The 18,364-nt window shown below is 73.6% G+C and carries 17 protein-coding genes; 13 read left to right on the forward strand and 4 right to left on the reverse strand.

What is annotated here, in order from left to right:
- Nucleotides 1-34: 34 nt before the first annotated feature.
- Nucleotides 35-1,495: a hydrolase gene (locus tag ACZ6BB_RS38345; RefSeq protein WP_471619736.1), complete on the reverse strand. Its 1,461-nt coding sequence runs from the start codon at nt 1,493-1,495 to the stop codon at nt 35-37.
- Between the two features lie 279 nt (nt 1,496-1,774).
- Between ACZ6BB_RS38345 and ACZ6BB_RS38350 the strand changes: the two genes are divergently transcribed.
- The 13 genes from ACZ6BB_RS38350 to ACZ6BB_RS38410 all read left to right on the forward strand — a co-directional run bounded on the left by ACZ6BB_RS38350 (nt 1,775) and on the right by ACZ6BB_RS38410 (nt 16,713).
- Complete coding sequence (locus ACZ6BB_RS38350; RefSeq protein ID WP_471619737.1) at nt 1,775-3,352, forward strand: phage tail sheath family protein; 1,578 nt, start codon at nt 1,775-1,777, stop codon at nt 3,350-3,352.
- Nucleotides 3,353-3,443: 91 nt separating this feature from the next.
- A complete protein-coding gene (locus tag ACZ6BB_RS38355) occupies nt 3,444-3,887 on the forward strand; it encodes a phage tail protein (protein ID WP_005480063.1) in 444 nt (147 codons plus the stop codon).
- The gene (locus tag ACZ6BB_RS38360; RefSeq protein ID WP_471619738.1) at nt 3,887-4,435 is read left to right on the forward strand and encodes a hypothetical protein; all 549 of its coding nucleotides are present in this window, start codon (nt 3,887-3,889) and stop codon (nt 4,433-4,435) included. Before ACZ6BB_RS38355 ends, ACZ6BB_RS38360 begins: the two co-directional genes overlap by 1 nt.
- Complete coding sequence (locus tag ACZ6BB_RS38365; protein WP_471619739.1) at nt 4,432-4,590, forward strand: DUF6760 family protein; 159 nt, start codon at nt 4,432-4,434, stop codon at nt 4,588-4,590. The genes ACZ6BB_RS38360 and ACZ6BB_RS38365 overlap by 4 nt, the downstream gene beginning before the upstream one ends.
- 1,296 nt (nt 4,591-5,886) lie before the next feature.
- Nucleotides 5,887-8,268, forward strand: coding sequence for a DNA polymerase III subunit gamma/tau domain-containing protein (locus ACZ6BB_RS38370; RefSeq protein ID WP_471619740.1), 2,382 nt, complete (start codon nt 5,887-5,889; stop codon nt 8,266-8,268).
- A 42-nt stretch (nt 8,269-8,310) separates the two neighbouring features.
- Nucleotides 8,311-8,736 (forward strand): phage tail protein, encoded by a 426-nt coding sequence (locus ACZ6BB_RS38375; protein WP_046916645.1) that lies wholly within the window; start codon nt 8,311-8,313, stop codon nt 8,734-8,736.
- A 16-nt stretch (nt 8,737-8,752) separates the two neighbouring features.
- Nucleotides 8,753-9,481 carry a CIS tube protein gene (locus tag ACZ6BB_RS38380; protein ID WP_471619741.1) on the forward strand — a complete coding sequence of 243 codons (729 nt, stop codon included), beginning with the start codon at nt 8,753-8,755 and terminating at the stop codon, nt 9,479-9,481.
- On the forward strand, nt 9,481-11,397 hold the full coding sequence (locus ACZ6BB_RS38385; protein ID WP_471619742.1) for a VgrG-related protein: 1,917 nt from the start codon (nt 9,481-9,483) through the stop codon (nt 11,395-11,397). The genes ACZ6BB_RS38380 and ACZ6BB_RS38385 overlap by 1 nt, the downstream gene beginning before the upstream one ends.
- 199 nt (nt 11,398-11,596) lie before the next feature.
- Nucleotides 11,597-12,040: a GPW/gp25 family protein gene (locus ACZ6BB_RS38390; RefSeq protein ID WP_046916642.1), complete on the forward strand. Its 444-nt coding sequence runs from the start codon at nt 11,597-11,599 to the stop codon at nt 12,038-12,040.
- Nucleotides 12,040-13,998: a putative baseplate assembly protein gene (locus tag ACZ6BB_RS38395; protein WP_471619743.1), complete on the forward strand. Its 1,959-nt coding sequence runs from the start codon at nt 12,040-12,042 to the stop codon at nt 13,996-13,998. The genes ACZ6BB_RS38390 and ACZ6BB_RS38395 overlap by 1 nt, the downstream gene beginning before the upstream one ends.
- Before the next feature lie 34 nt (nt 13,999-14,032).
- A complete protein-coding gene (locus ACZ6BB_RS38400) occupies nt 14,033-14,590 on the forward strand; it encodes a phage tail protein (RefSeq protein ID WP_005480077.1) in 558 nt (185 codons plus the stop codon).
- Nucleotides 14,587-16,059 carry an NADase-type glycan-binding domain-containing protein gene (locus ACZ6BB_RS38405; RefSeq protein ID WP_471619744.1) on the forward strand — a complete coding sequence of 491 codons (1,473 nt, stop codon included), beginning with the start codon at nt 14,587-14,589 and terminating at the stop codon, nt 16,057-16,059. The genes ACZ6BB_RS38400 and ACZ6BB_RS38405 overlap by 4 nt, the downstream gene beginning before the upstream one ends.
- 96 nt (nt 16,060-16,155) lie before the next feature.
- A complete protein-coding gene (locus tag ACZ6BB_RS38410; protein ID WP_471619745.1) occupies nt 16,156-16,713 on the forward strand; it encodes a GH25 family lysozyme in 558 nt (185 codons plus the stop codon).
- A 28-nt stretch (nt 16,714-16,741) separates the two neighbouring features.
- Here the strand turns inward: ACZ6BB_RS38410 and ACZ6BB_RS38415 are convergent, their stop codons facing one another.
- The 3 genes from ACZ6BB_RS38415 to ACZ6BB_RS38425 form a co-directional block, all read right to left on the reverse strand.
- Complete coding sequence (locus ACZ6BB_RS38415) at nt 16,742-17,404, reverse strand: NADPH-dependent F420 reductase (RefSeq protein ID WP_471619746.1); 663 nt, start codon at nt 17,402-17,404, stop codon at nt 16,742-16,744.
- A 186-nt stretch (nt 17,405-17,590) separates the two neighbouring features.
- Nucleotides 17,591-17,803, reverse strand: coding sequence for an EF-hand domain-containing protein (locus tag ACZ6BB_RS38420; protein WP_013000557.1), 213 nt, complete (start codon nt 17,801-17,803; stop codon nt 17,591-17,593).
- A gap of 131 nt (nt 17,804-17,934) precedes the next feature.
- The gene (locus ACZ6BB_RS38425; RefSeq protein WP_471619747.1) at nt 17,935-18,357 is read right to left on the reverse strand and encodes a hypothetical protein; all 423 of its coding nucleotides are present in this window, start codon (nt 18,355-18,357) and stop codon (nt 17,935-17,937) included.
- Nucleotides 18,358-18,364 lie beyond the last annotated feature (7 nt).

Below are 18,364 nucleotides of genomic sequence, written 5' to 3' on the forward strand. Positions count from 1 at the left end.
CCGACGGCCACCGGATCCCGCCCCGACGGCCTTGTCACACCGTGAACTTGACGGCTTCGAGCCAGATGCCGTTGTCGAGGGTGCCGCCGAAGATGAAGTGCTCTCCCTCACCGGGCTTGTCGCAGGCCAGGTTCTGCCAGCCGCGGTCCTTCTGGTGGACCGCCTGGCAGACCCCCTTGCCGCCGTTGTCGACGTTGATGGTGAAGCCCAGCAGGTCCGGGGCGCCCGCCTTGGAGCTGCCGAAGTAGTTGTCGAAGCCGTCCTTCGCGCTCGACCAGGGCTTCGGGTAGTGGCCCTGACCGTTGGTGGAGTCGGGGTTGTGGACGAACGCGGCACTGGCCGTGCCGTTGACGCCGGAGACCGCGATGTTGAGGGCCTTGAGCGACCGGCCCTGGCCCACCGTGCCGGCCGTGTCGCCGTCGCACTCCGGGGCCGTCCAGCCCTTGCCGGTCACGAACGCGCGGTAGCAGATGTGCCGGCCGCCCGGGTCCGCCGCGGCCAGCTGCCGTACGGCGGTCGCGGCCGTGGGCGCGCGCTTCTTCTTCTCCTCCGATCCGCCACCGGACCCGCCGCCACTGCCGTCGCCGCCGCCTCCTCCGCCACCGGCGGTCGCGGCCTCCGTCTCCGTGGCCTGCGGGGGCGGCGAGGAGGCGGGCGGGGCGGAGGGTGTGGGCGGCGGCGGGGTCGACGCCGGCGCCGAGGGGCTGGGCGCCAGCGTGCTGACCCCGGCCTTCTGGAGTTCGGTGGCGGCGCTGACGACCCTGGGCTTGTAGGCGAGCCAGAGGGTCACGAAGGTGATCGCGAGGGCCAGGCAGATCGCGAGGCAGGTGGCGAGCCAGCCGGGCAGGAAGCTGCGCTGGACGTAGGTGCCCTCGACGTCGAGCGGTGTGACCCCCGACCGCTTCACCGCGAGGGTGTACGGCCGCTCCTCCTTCGACCCGAACCAGGTGATCTGGCGCGGCTTCAGCGTGGCCTTCACGAACGCGGCACGGCCGGGCTCGATCTGCACATTGCTCGGATGGATGTCGTACGACAGCTGGTCGCCGTTGTCACTGCCGCTGATCGACGCGGTGACCTTGGTGTTGCCCACATTGTCGATGGCCAGCTTCGGCCGCCCCCGGAAGCGTCCCTTCACCGTCGGCGGGACGAGTTCCGTCCGCACCTCCGTGAACGGGGTGATCGTCAGGTTCCCCTCGGGAACCGTCGTCGCCTCCGGATGCTCGGTCGGCGTGATCCGCACCGCGTAGGCGTTCGGGCCGGCCACCGCGTCCGGGGTGCGGGGCGGGGCGAACGTCAGATCCACCGACCCCGTCGTCCCCGGATACAGCCGCAGCGTCTGCGGCTCCACGGTCGTCCACGGCGCGACGTCACCCACCGGCTCGAAACGGTACTCGTCGACGACGTCACCGGTGTTGCGCAGACGCAGCCGCACCGTCGTACTGCTCCCGGGGTCCACAGTCGCGGAGGCGGGTTCGAGGGAAGTCCACAGGCTCACGTCAGGACGCTACCGGGAGCGCGGGAGCCGGGTCAGGAGGAGAAGGTGCACGGTCGCGGTGCCCGAAAGGGCAGCGTGCGCGGGCTCGGGGGCGCTCACGGGGGCGCTGCCGCCGGGCCGGTGCCGGGGGGCGGCCCGGGTGTGTCCGCGCCGATCGGCCCGACTGCCCCTCGGGGCAACGGACATGCCCCCGATCAGGTCCCCGAGGACGTTTCGACGGACGCGCTTCGCGCGTGAGGGTGAGAGGCGACCTGTCTCGTACCCCAAGGAGAGCAGAGCATGCCGTCCTACCTGTCGCCGGGCGTCTACGTCGAGGAGGTGGCCAGCGGCTCGCGTCCCATCGAGGGTGTGGGCACCTCGGTGGCCGCCTTCGTCGGCCTGGCCCCGACCGGTCCGCTGAACGAGCCGACGCTGGTGACCAACTGGTCCCAGTACGTCGCCGCCTTCGGCGAGTTCACCGACGGCTACTACCTCGCGCACTCGGTGTACGGGTTCTTCAACAACGGCGGCAGCGCCGCGTACGTCGTCCGGGTCGGCGGCACCGGCCAGGGCGGCGCGTCCGCGGGCGGTCCGGCCGCGGTGACGGGTACCGCCGCGCCGGCCGCGCTGCCGCCGGGCGAGCCGAAGCAGCTGGGCACCTTCAGCGTGACCGCCATCGCGGGCGGTTCGCTGAGCGTCGAGGTCGCCGACCCCGAGGGCGAGGGTCCGGCCGAACGGTTCCGCCTGATCGTCAAGGACGGCGACAAGCCGGTCGAGACCTTCGACGTGACCGCCAAGAAGGGCGGCCGCAACTACGTCGTCACGCAGGTCAAGGAGCGCTCCAAGCTCATCACGGTCCAGGAGACGGCACCGGCCGCGCAGCTCGCGCGCCCCGACAACCAGACCGTGGCACTGGCGGCCCCCGCCGCGCCCGCGCCCGTCACGCCGGTCGCGGCGGACGACGGCCACCCCGGCCCGGCCCAGTACCTCGGCGACTCCGCCGACCGCACCGGCTTCGGCGGGCTGGAGGCCGTGGACGAGATCTCCATGGTCGCCGTGCCCGACCTGATGGCCGCCTACCAGCGCGGCGCGATCGACCTGGAGGCCGTCAAGGCGGTCCAGCTCGGTCTGATCGCCCACTGCGAGCTGATGGGCGACCGGGTCGCCGTCATCGACCCGCCGCCCGGCCTCAACGCCCGGCAGATCCGGGTCTGGCGCCAGGAGACCGCAGGGTACGACTCCAAGTACGCGGCGCTCTACTACCCCTGGATCAAGGTCTTCGACCCGGCCAGCGGCCAGTCCCGCGTCATCCCGCCGAGCGGCCATGTCGCCGGCGTCTGGGCCCGCAACGACTTCGAGCGCGGTGTCCACAAGGCGCCCGCCAACGAGGTCGTACGCGGTGCGGTGGATCTCGAACTCCAGATCACCCGCGGCGAGCAGGACCTGCTCAACCCCATCGGCGTCAACTGCATCCGTGCCTTCCCCGGCCGCGGCATCCGCGTCTGGGGCGCCCGCACCATGTCGTCCGACCCGGCCTGGCGCTACCTCAACATCCGCCGGTACTTCAACTACCTGGAGGAGTCGATCCTGATCGGCACCCAGTGGGTGGTGTTCGAACCGAACGACCACGCCCTGTGGGCCCGGATCCGGCGCAACGTCTCCGCCTTCCTGGTCAACGAATGGCGCAGCGGCGCCCTCTTCGGCCAGCGGCCCGAGGACGCGTACTACGTCAAGTGCGACGAGGAGACCAACCCTCCGGAGTCGGTCGACCTCGGCCGGGTCATCTGCGAGATCGGTATCGCCCCGGTCAAGCCCGCCGAGTTCGTGATCTTCCGGCTGGCGCAGTTCTCCAGCGGCAGCGGGGAGCTGGAGGAGTAGGCCGTCGCCGGCCCGCGCCCACCAGCGTTCGCGCACCAGCCCTTTCCCACGCCCCAGCCCCTGCCCGCTCCCTTAGAAGGACACAGAACAGATGAGTCTCGCGCCGGGTGACGCCCTTACCTCACACAATTTCGGCCTGCAGATCGACGGGGTGATGGTCGAGTACCTCGCGGAGGTCAGCGGCCTCACCCTCGAACAGGACGTCATCACCTACCAGCAGAACTCCGCGCAGGGCCGGCCCGAGGTCAATCTGCTGCCCGGTGTGCAGAAGAACGGGCAGTGCACCGTGGTCCGCGGTATGACCCAGTCGGCCGCGTTCAACACGTGGATCAACGATTCCATCAACGGCCAGATGAGCTCGGCGCGCAAGAACGCGTCGATCATCATGATGGATTATCAGAACAACCCGGTGAAGCGGTACAACATGCGCAACGCCTGGTGCAGCAAGATCGACGCGAGCACCCTGAAGGCCGGTGAGGCGTCCGCGCTCACCGAGACCGTGACCATCGTCTTCGAAGAACTGGTCATCGAGTAATGCGGCGCACGGCTGGCAGGGCGGGCGCGGGCGCCGGCTCGATCGTGGACGTCCCCGGTGCGGGTGCGGTGGGCGTGGTGGCGGGAGCCGGGGACGAGGCGGCTTCGGTCGCGTCCCCCTTCCCCACCACCGCCGTCCCTCCCGCCGCCGCCCCGGCGGTCGCGCCGGTGGCGCAGCGGCTGCGGACGGAGTTCCCGTTCGAGCTGCCGCGCGGGTACGTCGACGAGGCGGGGAACGTCCACCGGGAGGGCGTGATGCGTCTCGCCACCGCCCGGGACGAGCTGATCCCGCTGCGGGACGTCCGCGTCCAGGAGAACCCGGCGTATCTGTCGGTCGTGCTGCTCGGCCGGGTCATCACCCGGCTGGGCAACCTCCCGATGGTCCACGACGGGATCGTGGAGAACATGTTCGCGTCCGACCTCGCGTTCCTCCAGGACTTCTACCGGCAGGTCAACGCGGAGGGCCACACCCGCGCGGCCGTGGAGTGCCCCCACTGCTCCGAGCCGTTCGAGGTCGAACTCGGCGGGAGCCGCCTGGGGGAATCGTGACGTACGCGACCGACCGGCTGCACGAGGAGATCGCGTACGTCGCCTACCACTTCCACTGGGGCTTCGAGGAGATCCTCGACCTCGAACACCGCGACCGCCGCCGCTACACCGAACAGATCGCGTCCCTCGTGACACGGGGCGGGTCGGAGGGCTGACACGTGGGGTTCCTGGATCGGCTACGGGGTGTCGCGGGCGCGGCAGGGGCGGCAGGACGTGGGGTCGGCTCGGTCGGTGCCGTCGGTGCCGTCGGTGCCGTCGGTGCGGTGACGTCTGCCGCCGGGGGTGCGGGCTCGGCGTCGGGTTCGCCGTCGCATTCGGGTTCGGATTCGGGCGCGGGTTCGGGCGCGGGTTCGGGCGCGGGTTCGGGTTCGGAGGGGAGTCCGGCTCCGGCCGCCGGTGCGGGCGGTGGCTCGGCCGCGGGGCGTGGCTGGGAGGGGCTCGCTCCGATCCAGCGTGCCCTCGGAGGGCGGGCCGCCGTCGCGGACGCCGGGTTCAGCGGGCGGTTGAGCACCTGGCAGAACCCTTCCTTCACCGGGACCCTGTCCCACGCCGTCCTGCCAGGAGCGCCGGGCGGACTGGTCAGGGACGTCCTCACCACTTCGGCCGCACCGGTGGCCGGCCTCGAACTGCCCGTACGCACCCTCCCGGTGGCGCTCGACGAGCCCGCCCCCCAGCCCGACGCGCCCGGCGACGTACGGCCGGTGCAGCGCGCGCCGTACCAGGTCACGCCGTCCCGCCCGGCCGGCCCCCGGGTGACTCCCGTACCGCCCCGCACCACCCGCCGGGCGCCCTTGACCAAGGTCCCCACCGCCTCACCGGCCGTCCAGCGTCGCGTGCTGCCGACGGTGCGGCCGCAGGCTGCCGGGGACATGGGGGGCGGGGGCGCGGGGGGTGGCTCAACGGGGCCCACGGCAGCGGGCGATGTGTCGTCCGGGCCGGTGGTGCCGGGCGGGACGTCGGGCGACGCTTCGCGTGGGCCCGCGGCACCGAGCAGTGCCCCGGGCCGATCCCCTGGTGGGCCCACGGCATCGGGCGGTACCACGGGAGGCCACGCGGCGATCGCCGACGGCCCGACGTCCGGGCCCACGGTCGGCAGTGCCGCCTCATCCGGCCACGAGGTGGTCGGTGGGGCACCGTCCGGCCGCCCGGTCGTCCGTGCCGAGCCGTCCGGCCGCCCCACCGTCCATGCGGCGGCCCCGTCCGACCACAAGAGCCCTGGTGCTGCCTCGTCCGGGCCCCGGGCCGCCTCCGGCGATGTCTCGTTGCAACGGTCGGTGCCGGGCGACGCCGCACCGAGGGGTACGGCGTCGAGGCGTACGGCGTCCGGGTCCGGCGCGTCGGGGTCCGGCGCGTCGGGGTCGGCGGCCTCGGGTGTGAGTCAGGTCGACGCTTCCGGTGCCCCTCTGAGGGCAACGGTCCAGCCGACGGCGGCAGTTGGCAGCGACACCGCCGTGGGCAGCAATGACAACACGTCCAGCGGCTCCGCCGACGCGGCGGCCGACGTCGGTCGCGCGAGGCTCGACATCCAGCGGGCGGCGACCCCTGCGTCCCCTGCGGGCCGTACGGCGGTGGACTCGCCCCAGGGTTCCCCCGTGTCCTCCGGATCGCCCCGGGTCACGGGACGGTCCGAGGTCACCGCCCAGCCGACGGCAACCGGCTCGGGCCGCCCGGCCACGAGCCCGCATCGCACCCCCACCGCCCCCGGACGCATCGAAGACCCCGTTCAGCGGGCGACGGCCCACCCGGGCCGCACAGCAGCGAACCCCAGCCCCACTCCAACCAACCCCCAGAACCTCCCCGCCCCCCTTGGACAGTCCGAGGCCACCGTCCGGCCGACGGCAACCGACTCGGGCAGCGCGGGCACGAGCCCGCAACCCACCCGCTCCGCCCCCGGACACACCCAAGGCACCGTCCAGCGGGCGACAGCCCACCCGGGGCGCACGCCGGCACACCCCGGCCCCACGCCCACCAACCCCCAGGGCCCCCCGCCCACCCCCGGACACACCGAGGCCACCGTCCAGCCGACCGCGACCCACCCCGGCCGTACGGCAGCGCACCCCGGCGGTAGCGCTACCCCGGCCGCAGCGACCGGCGCGGGCACCCCCGCCGCACCTGGACGCACCGAAGGCACCGTCCAGCGGGCGGCGGCCCACCCGGGCCGTACGGCAGCGGACACCCGCAGCACGGCCCCTGCCACCCCGGCAACCCTCTCAACCGGTACGGGCACCGGCCCGCACGGCGCCTCTGCCGCCCCCGGACCCACCACCGCCGACACCGTCCAGCGCGCGGCGACGGGGTCCAGCGGTACGCCCGCCCACCCCGACGTGACCGTCACCCCACCGACCGCCCCGTACGCGAGCACGAGCACTGCCCCTGCTCCCGGCGATGCCCAACAGCCCGTGGCGGGACGCGGCCGCGTCCCGGCCGAGGCATCCGGCACGGGCGGTGCCACGCCGAGCACAGCCCGTACCTCTCCCTCCGGCACGACCGCCACCACCGGCGCCAGCAGGGCTGCGGGCAGTTCCGGCCGCCCCACCTCGACCGCCCCCGCCTTCGGAGCCGTGGACGTCCAGCGGGCGACAACCGGCACCGGCCGTACGGCAGCCGCGCCCGCCGGACCCCCCGCCGCACCGACCACCACCAGCACAGCGGCCGGCGGTCAGGGGACGGCCGCCCACGCGGCATTCGCCCCGGGCGGTACGGACACCACGCCCGCCGCGGCCGCAGGCCCCCGTCGTTCCTCCCCCGCCCCGACCGGCTCCCGCACCCCCGGCGCGGCAAAGCGCCTGGGTCTCGGCGCCCCCACCTCCGGCCCCGTCCCGTCGGCCGTCCCCGCCCCCACACCCCCCGCACCGACCCCCCTCACACCGTCGGTACCAGCACCCACCCCCCGTCAGCGCCCCCTCCTGGGCGCCCCGCTCTCCACCCCGCCCCAGGACGCGCAGCCCCTCTCCCCCCGCAAGCCCTCCGGCGGCGCGGGCCCCGCCTCGCCCCTCCCCCTGCAGCGGGCGACGACGACACAGCAGCCGGCCGTCCCCCTGAGACCCCCCGGCCAGGAACAGCGCCCTGAAGGGGCGCGGGGAACGGCGCGACCCGTCACCCCCACCCCGCAGTCGCCCATCACCCCCACCCGGCAACCCCTCGGGCGACCGGGCGCTGCCCCGGCGCCCGGCTCCGGCTCCAGAACCCCTGCCGCCCTGCCCTCTTCCGCCCCCACGGCCACGCCCCTGACCTCTTTCGCCACCGCGCCCCTCCCCGCGCGCCCCCTCACCCCCACCCGCGCCCTCACCTCGGCCCTGCCCACGCCCACGGCACCCCCCGTGATCCAGCGTCAGACCCCCCGGCCCGCCGTACCCCTGCGCCGCCCCGCGACCCCGGGCACCGGCCCCGCCGTACAACGCCTCAAGGCCCACCAGCCCGCCAAACCCGCCCAGCCCACCACCCCGCCCCCCACCGCGCGTCCCCTCACCGTCGCCCCCAAGGCCCCCGCCACCCCGCCCGTCACCCCCCGCGCACTCGCGCCCACACCGTCACCCGCGCCAGCGCCAGCGCCAGCGCCCACACCCGCACCCGCACCCGCACCGATCCAGCGAGCCCCGGAAGCCCCCCTCCGCCCCACCCCCACAACCACCGCCCCCACCACCTCCCCCGCATCCCCCTCCCCCGCGGCGGAGAACGACTCCCCCAGCCCCCCGTTCGACCCTCGCTCCCTCACCGACTTCCAGCTCGACGAACTGACCCACAAGCTCATCGGCCGCATCACCCGCCTCGTCCGCACCGAACTCCGCCTCGACCGCGAACGCGTCGGCAGACTCCGCGACCCCCGCCACTGACCGCCCCCGAACGCCCCGCACCACCAGAAAGGCCCTTCCCAGATGTCCCGCGATCTCGACCCGGGCTCCACCATCTTCTTCACGCTGACGATCGACGGCGAGAGCCTCGGTTACTTCAACGGGTGCGAAGGGCTGTCCTCGACCGTGGAGATCGAGCACCGCCAGGAGGGCGGGAACAACGGGTTCGTCTGGCAGTTCCCGTCGCGGGTGACCTTCTCGAACATCCGGCTGACGAGGCCGCTGACGCCGGACACGGCGAAGGTCGCCGCGTGGATCTCGTCCGTCGCGACGGGCGTGAAGCGGCCGACGGCCCAGATCGCGGCGCTGCGCGCGGACGGCTCGGAGGTGGCGCACTGGGGGCTCATCGACGTCCTGCCGGTGAGCTGGCAAGGGCCGTCCCTGGACCCGTCCAACCCGAGCGTGGCGACCGAGGTGCTGGAGATCGCGCACCACGGGTTCACGGACTGAGGGGCGGGGACAGACCATGGCGAAGGGCAGCAAGGGCAGCGGCGCGGGCAAGAGTCTCGTGCGGGCCACCCTGGCCATTCACGAGCCGCCGGTGGGGACGAGCACCACACCGGGCGGGCTGAAGAAGACGTTCAACTTCGAGTTCAACCCCTCCGAACTGACGCTGCGCCAGGGCGCCCAGTGGAAGCGGACGACGAGCGCGGCGGTGCGCGACGGCGCGCTGCCGGAGTTCATGGGGCCCGACCCCCGGGAGATGAACGTCGAGATCTTCCTCGACTCCTCCGACAAGCCGAGCGGCACCACCGTGCTGAAGAAGGTCGAGTCGCTGCTGTCGTGCTGCGAGGTGACGGCCAAGAGCCTCGCCGCGAAGCAGCCGTCGCCGCCGTGGGTGGTGTTCCAGTGGGGGTCGTTCTCGACCGCGCGTTTCACGGCGTACGTCAGCTCCGTGGACGTCACGTACTCCCTGTTCGGGACGACCGGTGTGCCGATCCGGGCCGCCTGCCGGATGACGCTGCACGAGATCCCCAGCCGGACCGAGGGGCAGAACCCGACCTCGGGCGCGCTCACCGCGCGCAGTGTGCACCGGGTCGTGGCGGGCGACTCGTTGCAGTCGCTGGCGTGGCGGGAGTACGGGAACGCGTCCGCGTGGCGGGCGATCGCGGAGGCCAACGGCATCGACGACCCCACCCATCTGCCCACCGGCACCGAACTCGTCCTCCCGGCGGCCGGAGAGGTGGGCCGCTGATGGGCGGGGCCGAGGCGGGAAATCCGTCCTTCTCCAACATCATCCGGGTCACCATCGACGGCAGGGAGCTGCCGACCGACTACGCCGACCTGCTGGTCGGCGGCTGGGTCGACCTCGGGGCCGGGGTGCCCGGCGCGTTCCGGGTCACCTTCCGGGACCCGCACGGGCTGCTGCTGGGCAAACTGAACGTCAGGTTCGGCTCCCTGGTCGTCATCTCGCCCGTGGCCGGCGGACAGGGCGCGGGCAGCCCGGTGTTCACCGGCGAGGTCACCGGGATGGAGACCGACTACGACGGCACCGGCACCTTCACCGTCGTGCGCGGCTACGACGCCGGCCACCGGCTGATGCGGGTGCGCAGGGTGGCGGCGTACCGCAACCAGACGGCCGCCGACATCGCCCGCAAGCTGGCCGCGATGAACGGCGTCCCGATCGGTCAGGTGCAGTCCACCAAGACCGTCTACGACTTCATCAGCCAGTCCAACGTGACGGACTGGGACTTCCTCGCGCGGCTCGCCGACGAGAACGAGATGGTGATGTCGCTGGACGCCAAGGGGAAGTTCCAGTTCGTCGAGCCGAAGCCGGCGTCCGGCGCGCCCGCGTCGAGCGCCCCCGGCCGGAAGAACCCCTACGAGCTGAAGGCCGGCGTCGACATCCTGCGCTGCCGGGCCGCCGTCACCGCCGCCGACCAGGTCGGCAAGGTCGAGGCGCGCGGCTGGAACGTCACGACGAAGAAGAAGCTCACCGCGACGACGAAGGCCGACGCCAACCCCGGTATCGCCATCGGCACCACCCCGCAGAAGGCGGCGACCCCCTTCAAGGCCGCCAAGCTGGTCGAGACGGACACGCCGTACGACCTGCAGAGCGAGGTCACGCACGCCGCCGGCTCCCTCGCCGACGACATCACCTCCGCCTTCGCCGAGCTGGAGGTCATGGTGCGCGGCAACCCGCTGCTGCGCCCCGGTGTGCCGATCACGCTCTCCGACGTGGGCGCCCCGTTCGAGGGCAAGTACACCTGCACGTCCGTACGGCACACCTTCGGCGACGGCAGCCACTACGAGACGTGGGTGACCGTCAGCGGCCGGCAGTGGCGCTCGCTGTTCGGGCTGACCTCGGGCGGCGGTACGGCGGCCCCGCGGCTGCCCAGTGTCGCCAACGCCCTCGTCACCGACGTCCAGGATCCGCTGAAGCAGGGCAGGGTGAAGCTGCAGTTCCCGTGGCTGGACGACGCGTACGTCAGTGACTGGACGCGGACCGTGCAGCTGGGCGGCAAGGCCGGCGGCGGAATCTTCCCGCTGGACGTCGGCGACGAGGTGCTGGTCGCCTTCGACCGGGGTGCGCTCGACCACCCGTTCGTCATCGGCGGCCTCTACAACGGCGTCGACAAGCCGACCCCCGTGAAGGACGTGCACCTGCACGACCCGGTCAAGAAGAAGGCGATCCGCCACACCCTGTCCGACCGGGAGGGCAACCGGGTCGACCTGCTCAGCCAGCAGACCGGCCTGCGCAAGCAGGGCGTGCGCCTCGCCACCGGCAACGACCGGCTGATCATCAACCTCGACCGGACGAAGACCGAGATCACCGTGGACAGCAAGGGTGCCGTCTCCATCACCGGCGGCACCTCGGTCTCGGTCAAGGCCGGGACCGATCTGACGCTGAGCGCGCGCCGGTCCGTGACCATCCGCAGCGGCGGCCCCCTCAACCTCCAGGGCCAGGGCATCGTCGGCCTCCGGTCGCTCGGCGGCGCGGTCAACGTGAACGCCGTGGGCGCCCTCACCATGAGCGCGGCCGGGGCCGCGACGATCAGCGCGGCCGGAACCGTGCAGATCAACGCGGTCGGCCAGGCGGCGCTGCGGGCGGCCAATGTCGACATCACGGGCATCGTGCTCGTCAACAAGAAGCCGTATCCGATCCCGTGACGCCCACCGCACGCACGCCCACCGTGCACACGCCCCGCACAGCCGACGTGACTTACATGCCCCGCACGCCCCGCACAGCCCACATGACTTACCTGCCCCGCACACCCCGCATGCCCCGCACGTCCACACGCCCCACTTGCCCACACGTCCACACGTCGGCCGAGAAGTCGTACGTCCCAGAAAGAGGGGTGGCCCGCTGATGGCCGAGCAGTTCGTCGGATCCGGCTGGGCGTTCCCGCTGCGCATCGGGCCCACCGGGGGCATCGCCCTGGTCAGCGGGGAGCGCGAGGTCGAGGAGGCCATCCGGCTCGTCCTGGCCACCGCGCCGGGCGAGCGGCCGATGCGCCCCGAGTTCGGCTGCGCCATCCACGACCTGGTGTTCGCGCCGGTCAACGAGGCCACCGCCGGCCGTATCCAGCACGAGGTGTACACGAGCCTCGACCGCTGGGAGCCGCGGATCGAGGTGACCGACGTCGAGGTGACGGCGGGCGCCGACCAGGGCGTCCTCTTCATCGACGTCCGCTACGCGATCCGCGGCACCAACAACCCGCGCAGCCTGGTCTTCCCGTTCTACGTCATCCCCTCCCACGACGAGCCGGACCTCGCTCCCGAAGGCTCCGACCGTCCCGAAAGCGACCGCTGATGGCCCTGCCCTCCCCGAACCTCGACGACCGGCGTTTCCAGCAGTTCGTGGACGACGCCAAGCGCTACATCCAGCAGCGGGCGCCGGAGTGGACCGACCACAACGTCTCCGACCCCGGTGTCACCCTGGTGGAGACGGTCGCCCACATGGCCGACCAGATCGTCTACCGGCTCAACCGGGTGCCGGAGAAGAACCATCTGGCGTTCCTCGACCTGGTGGGCATCACCCTCTTCCCGCCCTCGGCCGCCCGTACGGACGTGACGTTCTGGCTGTCGGCGCCGCAGGAGGAGCCGGTGCCGCTGCCGGTGGGCACCGAGGTCGCCACGCTGCGCACCGAGAGCGAGGAGGCGGTCGTCTTCGCCACCGAGCGCGAACTGTCCGTCGTGCCCTGCGCGTTGCGCCACCTGGTGACCCAGCGGCCCGGTGAGCCGGTCACCGACCGGACGGCCGACCTCGCCGAGGGCAAGGACCTGATGTGCTTCGCCGAGTCCCCGCGGCCCGGCGACGGTGTGCTGTTCGGGCTCACCGCCGCCGTCCCGTACTGCGCGATCGTGCTGGAGCTGGACAGCGTGGTCGACGGCGTCGGCGTGGACCCGCGGCAGCCGCCGCTGGTCTGGGAGGCGTGGACCGAGGACGGCTGGACGGAGTGCGAGGTCGACCGTGACGGCACGGGCGGCCTGAACCGGCCGGGCGAGGTGGTCCTGCACATGCCCGGCGGGCACACCCTGTCCCGCACCGGCGGACAGGAGGCCGGCTGGCTGCGCTGCCGGGTCACCGAACCCCTGCCCGGCCAGCCCTTCTACACCACCTCGCCGACCGTCCGCGCCGCCGAGGCCTTCACCATCGGCGGCACCACGACCGCCGTCCACGCCGAGACCGTGTACGACGAGGCCCTCGGCGAGTCCACCGGCCTGCCCGGTCAGCGGCTGCGCCTCGCCCACTTCCCGGTGGTGGGCGACACCCCGCCCGTGCTGCTGCAGACCGCCGAGCACGACGGCTGGACCGACTGGGACGTCGTCCCGTCCTTCGCCGCGTCCACCTCCTACGACCGCCACATCACCCTGGACTCCGCCACCGGCGAGATCGCCTTCGGCCCGGCCGTACGGGAGCCCGACGGCACCCTGCGCTCGTACGGGGCCGTCGCCCCCAAGGGCGCCGTCATCCGCGCGGTGCGCTATCGCACCGGCGGCGGCCGGGCCGGGAACGTGGCCCGGGGCGCCATCCGGGTGCTGCGCACCTCCGTCCCGTACGTCTCCGAGGTCGTCAACCGGGAGGCGGCGCGCGGCGGTGTGGACGCGGAGACCGTGGAGGAGGCGAAGGTCCGGGCGCCGATCACCCTGCGCGCCCAGGAACGCGCGGTGACCCTGCGGGACTACGAGGAACTCGCCCGCCGCGCGGCCCCCGAGACCGCCCGCATCACCTGCCTGGAGGGCGAGGAGGGCGAGCACGGGGCGTACGCGGTCCGGGTGCTGGTGGTCCCCCAGGCGGTGCCGGACCCGGGCGGCCGACTGCGCTTCGAGCAACTGGTGCCCGGCGACGCGCTGTTGCGCCGCATCACCCGTCACCTGGACGAACGCCGCCTGATCGGCACGCGGTTGGCCGTCGGCCCGCCCTTCTACCAGGGCGTCACCGTCGTCGCGACGCTGCACGCCTTCCGGGGCGCCGACACCGACCGGGTGCGCCGTCAGGCCCACGACGCGCTCTACCGCCACCTCGACCCGCTGACCGGCGGCGCCGACGGCCGCGGCTGGCCCTTCGGCCGCCCGGTCCAGTCCGGCGAGGTCTTCGCCGTCCTCCAGCGGGTGCCCGGCGTCGAACTCGTCGACGACGTCCAGCTGCACCCCGCCGACCCCCTCACCGGCAAACGGGGCGACCCCACCAACCGCATCGACCTCTCGCCCCCGTCGCTGGTGTTCTCCTTCGACCACCGGGTCCGCGTGATCGGGGACAAGCCGTGAGCCCCGGGCTCCCGGGCACGGGAGGCGAGCGCCGGTGAGAGGCTCCATCGACGGTCTCGGCTCCTCGCACCCCATCGGCGCGATGCTCCCCGCCGTCTTCGCCGACGACGACCTCGCCCAGCGCTTCGTCGGCGGTCTGGACGACGTCATCGCCCCGATCCTGTCCGTCCTCGACTGCCTGGACTCCTACTTCAGGCCGTCCCTGGCCCCCGTGGACTTCACCCAGTGGCTCGCCGGCTGGGTGGGCGCCGAGACCGACGGCACGGAACCGGAGGCCCGGCTGCGCGCCGCTGTCGCCGCCGCCGCGTATCTGCACCGCGTACGCGGCACCCGGCGCGGCCTGTCCGAGGCCGTACGCCTGGTGTTCGGCGTGACCCCGGAGATCACCGAGAGCGGCGCCGCCGCCTGGGACGCCCGTCCCCTCGGCCCGGTCCCCGGGGAAACCCGCCCGCGCCTGCACGTGACTCTGCGCCTTCCCGACCCCACCCCCGCGGACGAACACCGGCTGGACAGCCTCGTCGCCGCCGCCCGTCCCGCCCACATGCCCTACACGGTCCAGGTGACCGCCGCCGAAAGGATCCCCGAGAGATGACCAGCCCGACCCCCGGCACCGGCCAGGCCCGGAGCTGCGCCGAGTGCGGAACCCGCGGGGAGCCCGGCCAGTCCTTCTGCGACGCCTGCGGCGCGGTGCTCGGCTGGACCGGAACCCCGGCCCGCACGACCACGGGCGAGGCCCCGGCGACCGCCGCCCCGGCTGCCGACCGCCCGGGCGACCCGGCTCCGGCCGCCGCCCCCGCGGGCGCGCCCGCCGGTCGTGCGGCGGCCCCCGGCGAGCCCGGCTGGGACGCCTTCGCGCTCCCGGGCGCGGGCACGGGCACTGCCCGCACCGGCCACGACGCCGGCCAGGACACCGGCCGGCCGGGGACGGTCGCGGCCCCCGTCCGCGGCCCCGAGGCCGCCACGACGGTACGCACGGACGCACCCCCCGCCACCGCACCGGCCCCCGCCGACGGCACGACGGCGGCGGCTCCCCCGGCCGAGCCCCGGACCCCGTCCCCGGCGGCCACACCCGAGCCCGTCCCCGCGCCCCGCCCCCGGCACGACGACGAGGCCCCCACCACCCCCCTGCCGGCCCCCGCGGCACCGCCTGCCGCGCCCTCCCCCTCCGACACCGACCGGGCCAGGTCCCTGCTCGTCCCGGTCGCCGACCCCGAACCCCGTGCCCCGGCGGAGCCGGCCGTAGCTCCCGTACTGCCGGGCCGCCCGGACGTGCAGCGGCCCCAGGTGCGCACCCCCGGCCCGGAGTTCGGCACGGAGGGCGGTGTGCCCTGCCCGTGGTGCGGGACCCCGACCCGGCCGGACCGTCACTTCTGCGCGCGCTGCGCGATGCCGATGGCCGGCCGTACGCAGGCCCCGGGACGGCTGCCGTGGTGGCGCCGGATGCTGAACGGCCGCGGCACGCAGACCCCGTGGGCCGGCGACCGCCCGCGTCTGCGCCGTGGCTTCGGCCGGATCCTCAACTGGGTGGTCGCCGCCCTGGTCCTCACCCTGGTCGTCACCCTCGCCTTCCAGGCCGACGACGGCTACCGGGCGGCCCGCGACCACTTCGCCAAGCGCGCGTCGGTCGTCCCGGACAGCTTCAAGGCGTCCCGCTCGTACCCCGGGCACAAGCCGGACCTGGCCTTCGACACGTACAGCAACACGTGGTGGGGTCCGGGTGTCACGCAGTCCGGCGAGGGTGAGTGGCTGGAGGCCCACTTCGAGCAGCCGATCCGGCTGTTGGACGTGGTCATCACCCCGGGCGTCTCCAAGCAGGCGGACCAGCGCTCGGAGTCGGCCCGCCCGCACCGCATCGAGGCGACCGTCACCGCCGCCGACGGCTCCACCTCCACCAAGATCCTCACCCTCGACCAGGCCGCCGGCGGCCAGAGCCGCAAGTTCCGCGTCGGAGACGCCAAGTCCGTCCGCTTCACCATCCGCTCCTCCTACGGCGCCGACGACAAGAAGCAGGTCGCGATAGCGGAGATCGAGTTCTTCGGCCGCTCCAGCAGCAACAGCTAGAACGCCCTGCGGCAACCTGCCGTCCCTCGTCGTGACGAGTGCCCGAACCCCCCTTCCAGGGTGGGCATTCGGCATGTACGAGGGGCGGGTGGGACTGTGGCGAGAAGGCCGGACGGCACCGAGGTGGTGGCAGCGGTGCGGCGCGTCACCACCGGCCTGTCCTTCGTCTTCATCAAGGCCACCGAGGGGCGTACCTACACCAACCCCAGACTCGCCGCGCAGACCAGGACCGCCCGCGGGGCGGGCCTGGTCGTCGGCTTCTGCCACTTCCTCTGGCCGGGCAACCTGACCGCCCAGGCCGAGTACTTCGTCGACAGGGCCCCGGAGCGGGCGGGCGACATCCTCGCCGTCGACTGGGAGACGACGGGCGAGGGCACGCACGCGGGCAACGCGGAGAAGGACCGCTTGCTGCGCAAGGTGAAGGAGCTCCGCCCGGATCACCGGGTGATCCTCTACTGCGACCGCAGCTACTGGCTGACCGTCGATTCCACGTCCTACGCCGGCGACGGCCTCTGGATCGCCGACTACGTCGCGGCGGGCAAGCCCCGCATCAAGGCCAGGTGGCGCTTCCACCAGTACACGGACCACCCGGTCGACAAGAACGTGGCGGACTTCGCGAGCAGGGCCGCGCTGCGGGAGTGGGCCGGCGGCTGACCGCCGTCCGCCGGCCCGGTCGCCGCGGCTAGCCCCGGAAGTCCGGCGTGCGTTCCGGCGAAGCCTCGGCCAGGGCCTTGGCCACGGCCTCGGCGTCGCCCCGGAGGCCGTAGACGGGGGTGTCGGGCTGCTGGCGCCAGGAGTCGTCGAGGCCGCCGGCGTCCACGGTGTCGAAGCCGAGTTCGTCGATGAGGGTGCGGATCTTCGTCTTGGCCGCCTCGTCGTCGCCGGCGACGGGGAGGGCGATGCGGTCCGGGGCCCCGGCGGGGCGGGGGCGGTCGAGGATGTCCTGGGCGTAGGTGCCGTTGAAGGCCTTGACCACGGGGTGGCCCAGGTGCTGTGCGGTCCAGCGGCTCTCGGTGAGGCCGTCGTCCTCGATCGCGGCGATCCGGCCGTCGCGCTGGCGGGGGTAGTAGTTGCCGGTGTCGATGACGGCGACGCCGTCCGCGGCCCCGTCGAGGAGGCCGGAGGGCAGATCGGGCACCGCCTTCAGCGGGATCGTGACCACCACGATCTCGGCGCCGCGGGCCGCCTCCTCCACCGTGACCGGGGTCGCGCCCGTCTCCTCGGCCAGTGCGGTGAGGGTCTGCGGGCCGCGGGAGTTGGCGACGGAGACCTCGTGGCCGAGGGCCGTGAGCCGCCGGGTGAGGTTGCCGCCGATGTTGCCCGCGCCGATGATGCCGATCTTCATGTCAGGCCGCCCTTCGCGTTCGGGAGTTCCGGGAGTCGGGACGTTCGCATGTCCCGAGGGCTCCACATATGCATGCACGTGCATGCAGTACTCGCCAACCTCGGAGCGGCCCGCGCTATTCCGCCCCCGCACGACGAAGGGGCGCCCCCGTCGCACGCGACGGAAGACGCCCCTCGGCCCCCGGACTCACTTGTCCAGGTGGGCCCAGAACTCGTCGAACGACAGGAGCTTGTCGCCGTTGAGGTCACGGGTGCGGATGATGACCTCCGCCACGGACTCGGTGACGTTCCAGTCGCCTTCCTGGGCCAGGGCGGTCTTGAACTCGGCGGCGGTGATGAACCCGTCACCGTCCGCGTCGATCCGCTGGAACTCCTTGCGCGCTGCCTCGATGTCCGCCACCGATCCGCCCCTTCTTGGTGCCCTGCCCGTTGCGGGCAGTCCTGCCTACGGTCCTACTGACGCAGGTCAGATTAACCGGCCGGGCGAGCCCGGAGTGCGGCGACCACCCACGCGAACTCCCCGGCGTGCGCCTACAGCGGCTCGACGCCCCGTACCAGCGCGGCCGGCTCCCGGAACCGGGCCGGCTCGGCGTGGGCCGCCGAGGCGACCCGCTCCAGCAGGACGGCCCGGTCGGTGTCGCCGAGCAGCCCGGCCAAGACCTCCTCGGCGGCGGACGAGGCGGGGTCGACACCGCCGCGCAGCGCCTCCCCGGCGAGCTGCACCAGGCGGCTCATGAACCCCAGGGAGGTGCCCGACGGCCCCTCCGGCCCCCGGTCCGCCGCGTCGAACTCGGCCGTCTCCCGCATCCGTGCCCGGAACCCGGGGTCCTGGAGCATCTCGGCCGGCTCCACCCAGGCGTCCACCTGCCCGGGCGTGGGGTCCTCCGGCAGATCCGCGAGGCTGAACCGGAGCCGCGTGCGGATGTCGGGGTCGGCGGTGTCGAGTCCCCCCAAGCTGTCC

The organism is Streptomyces sp. NPDC041108 (genome assembly GCF_055592645.1).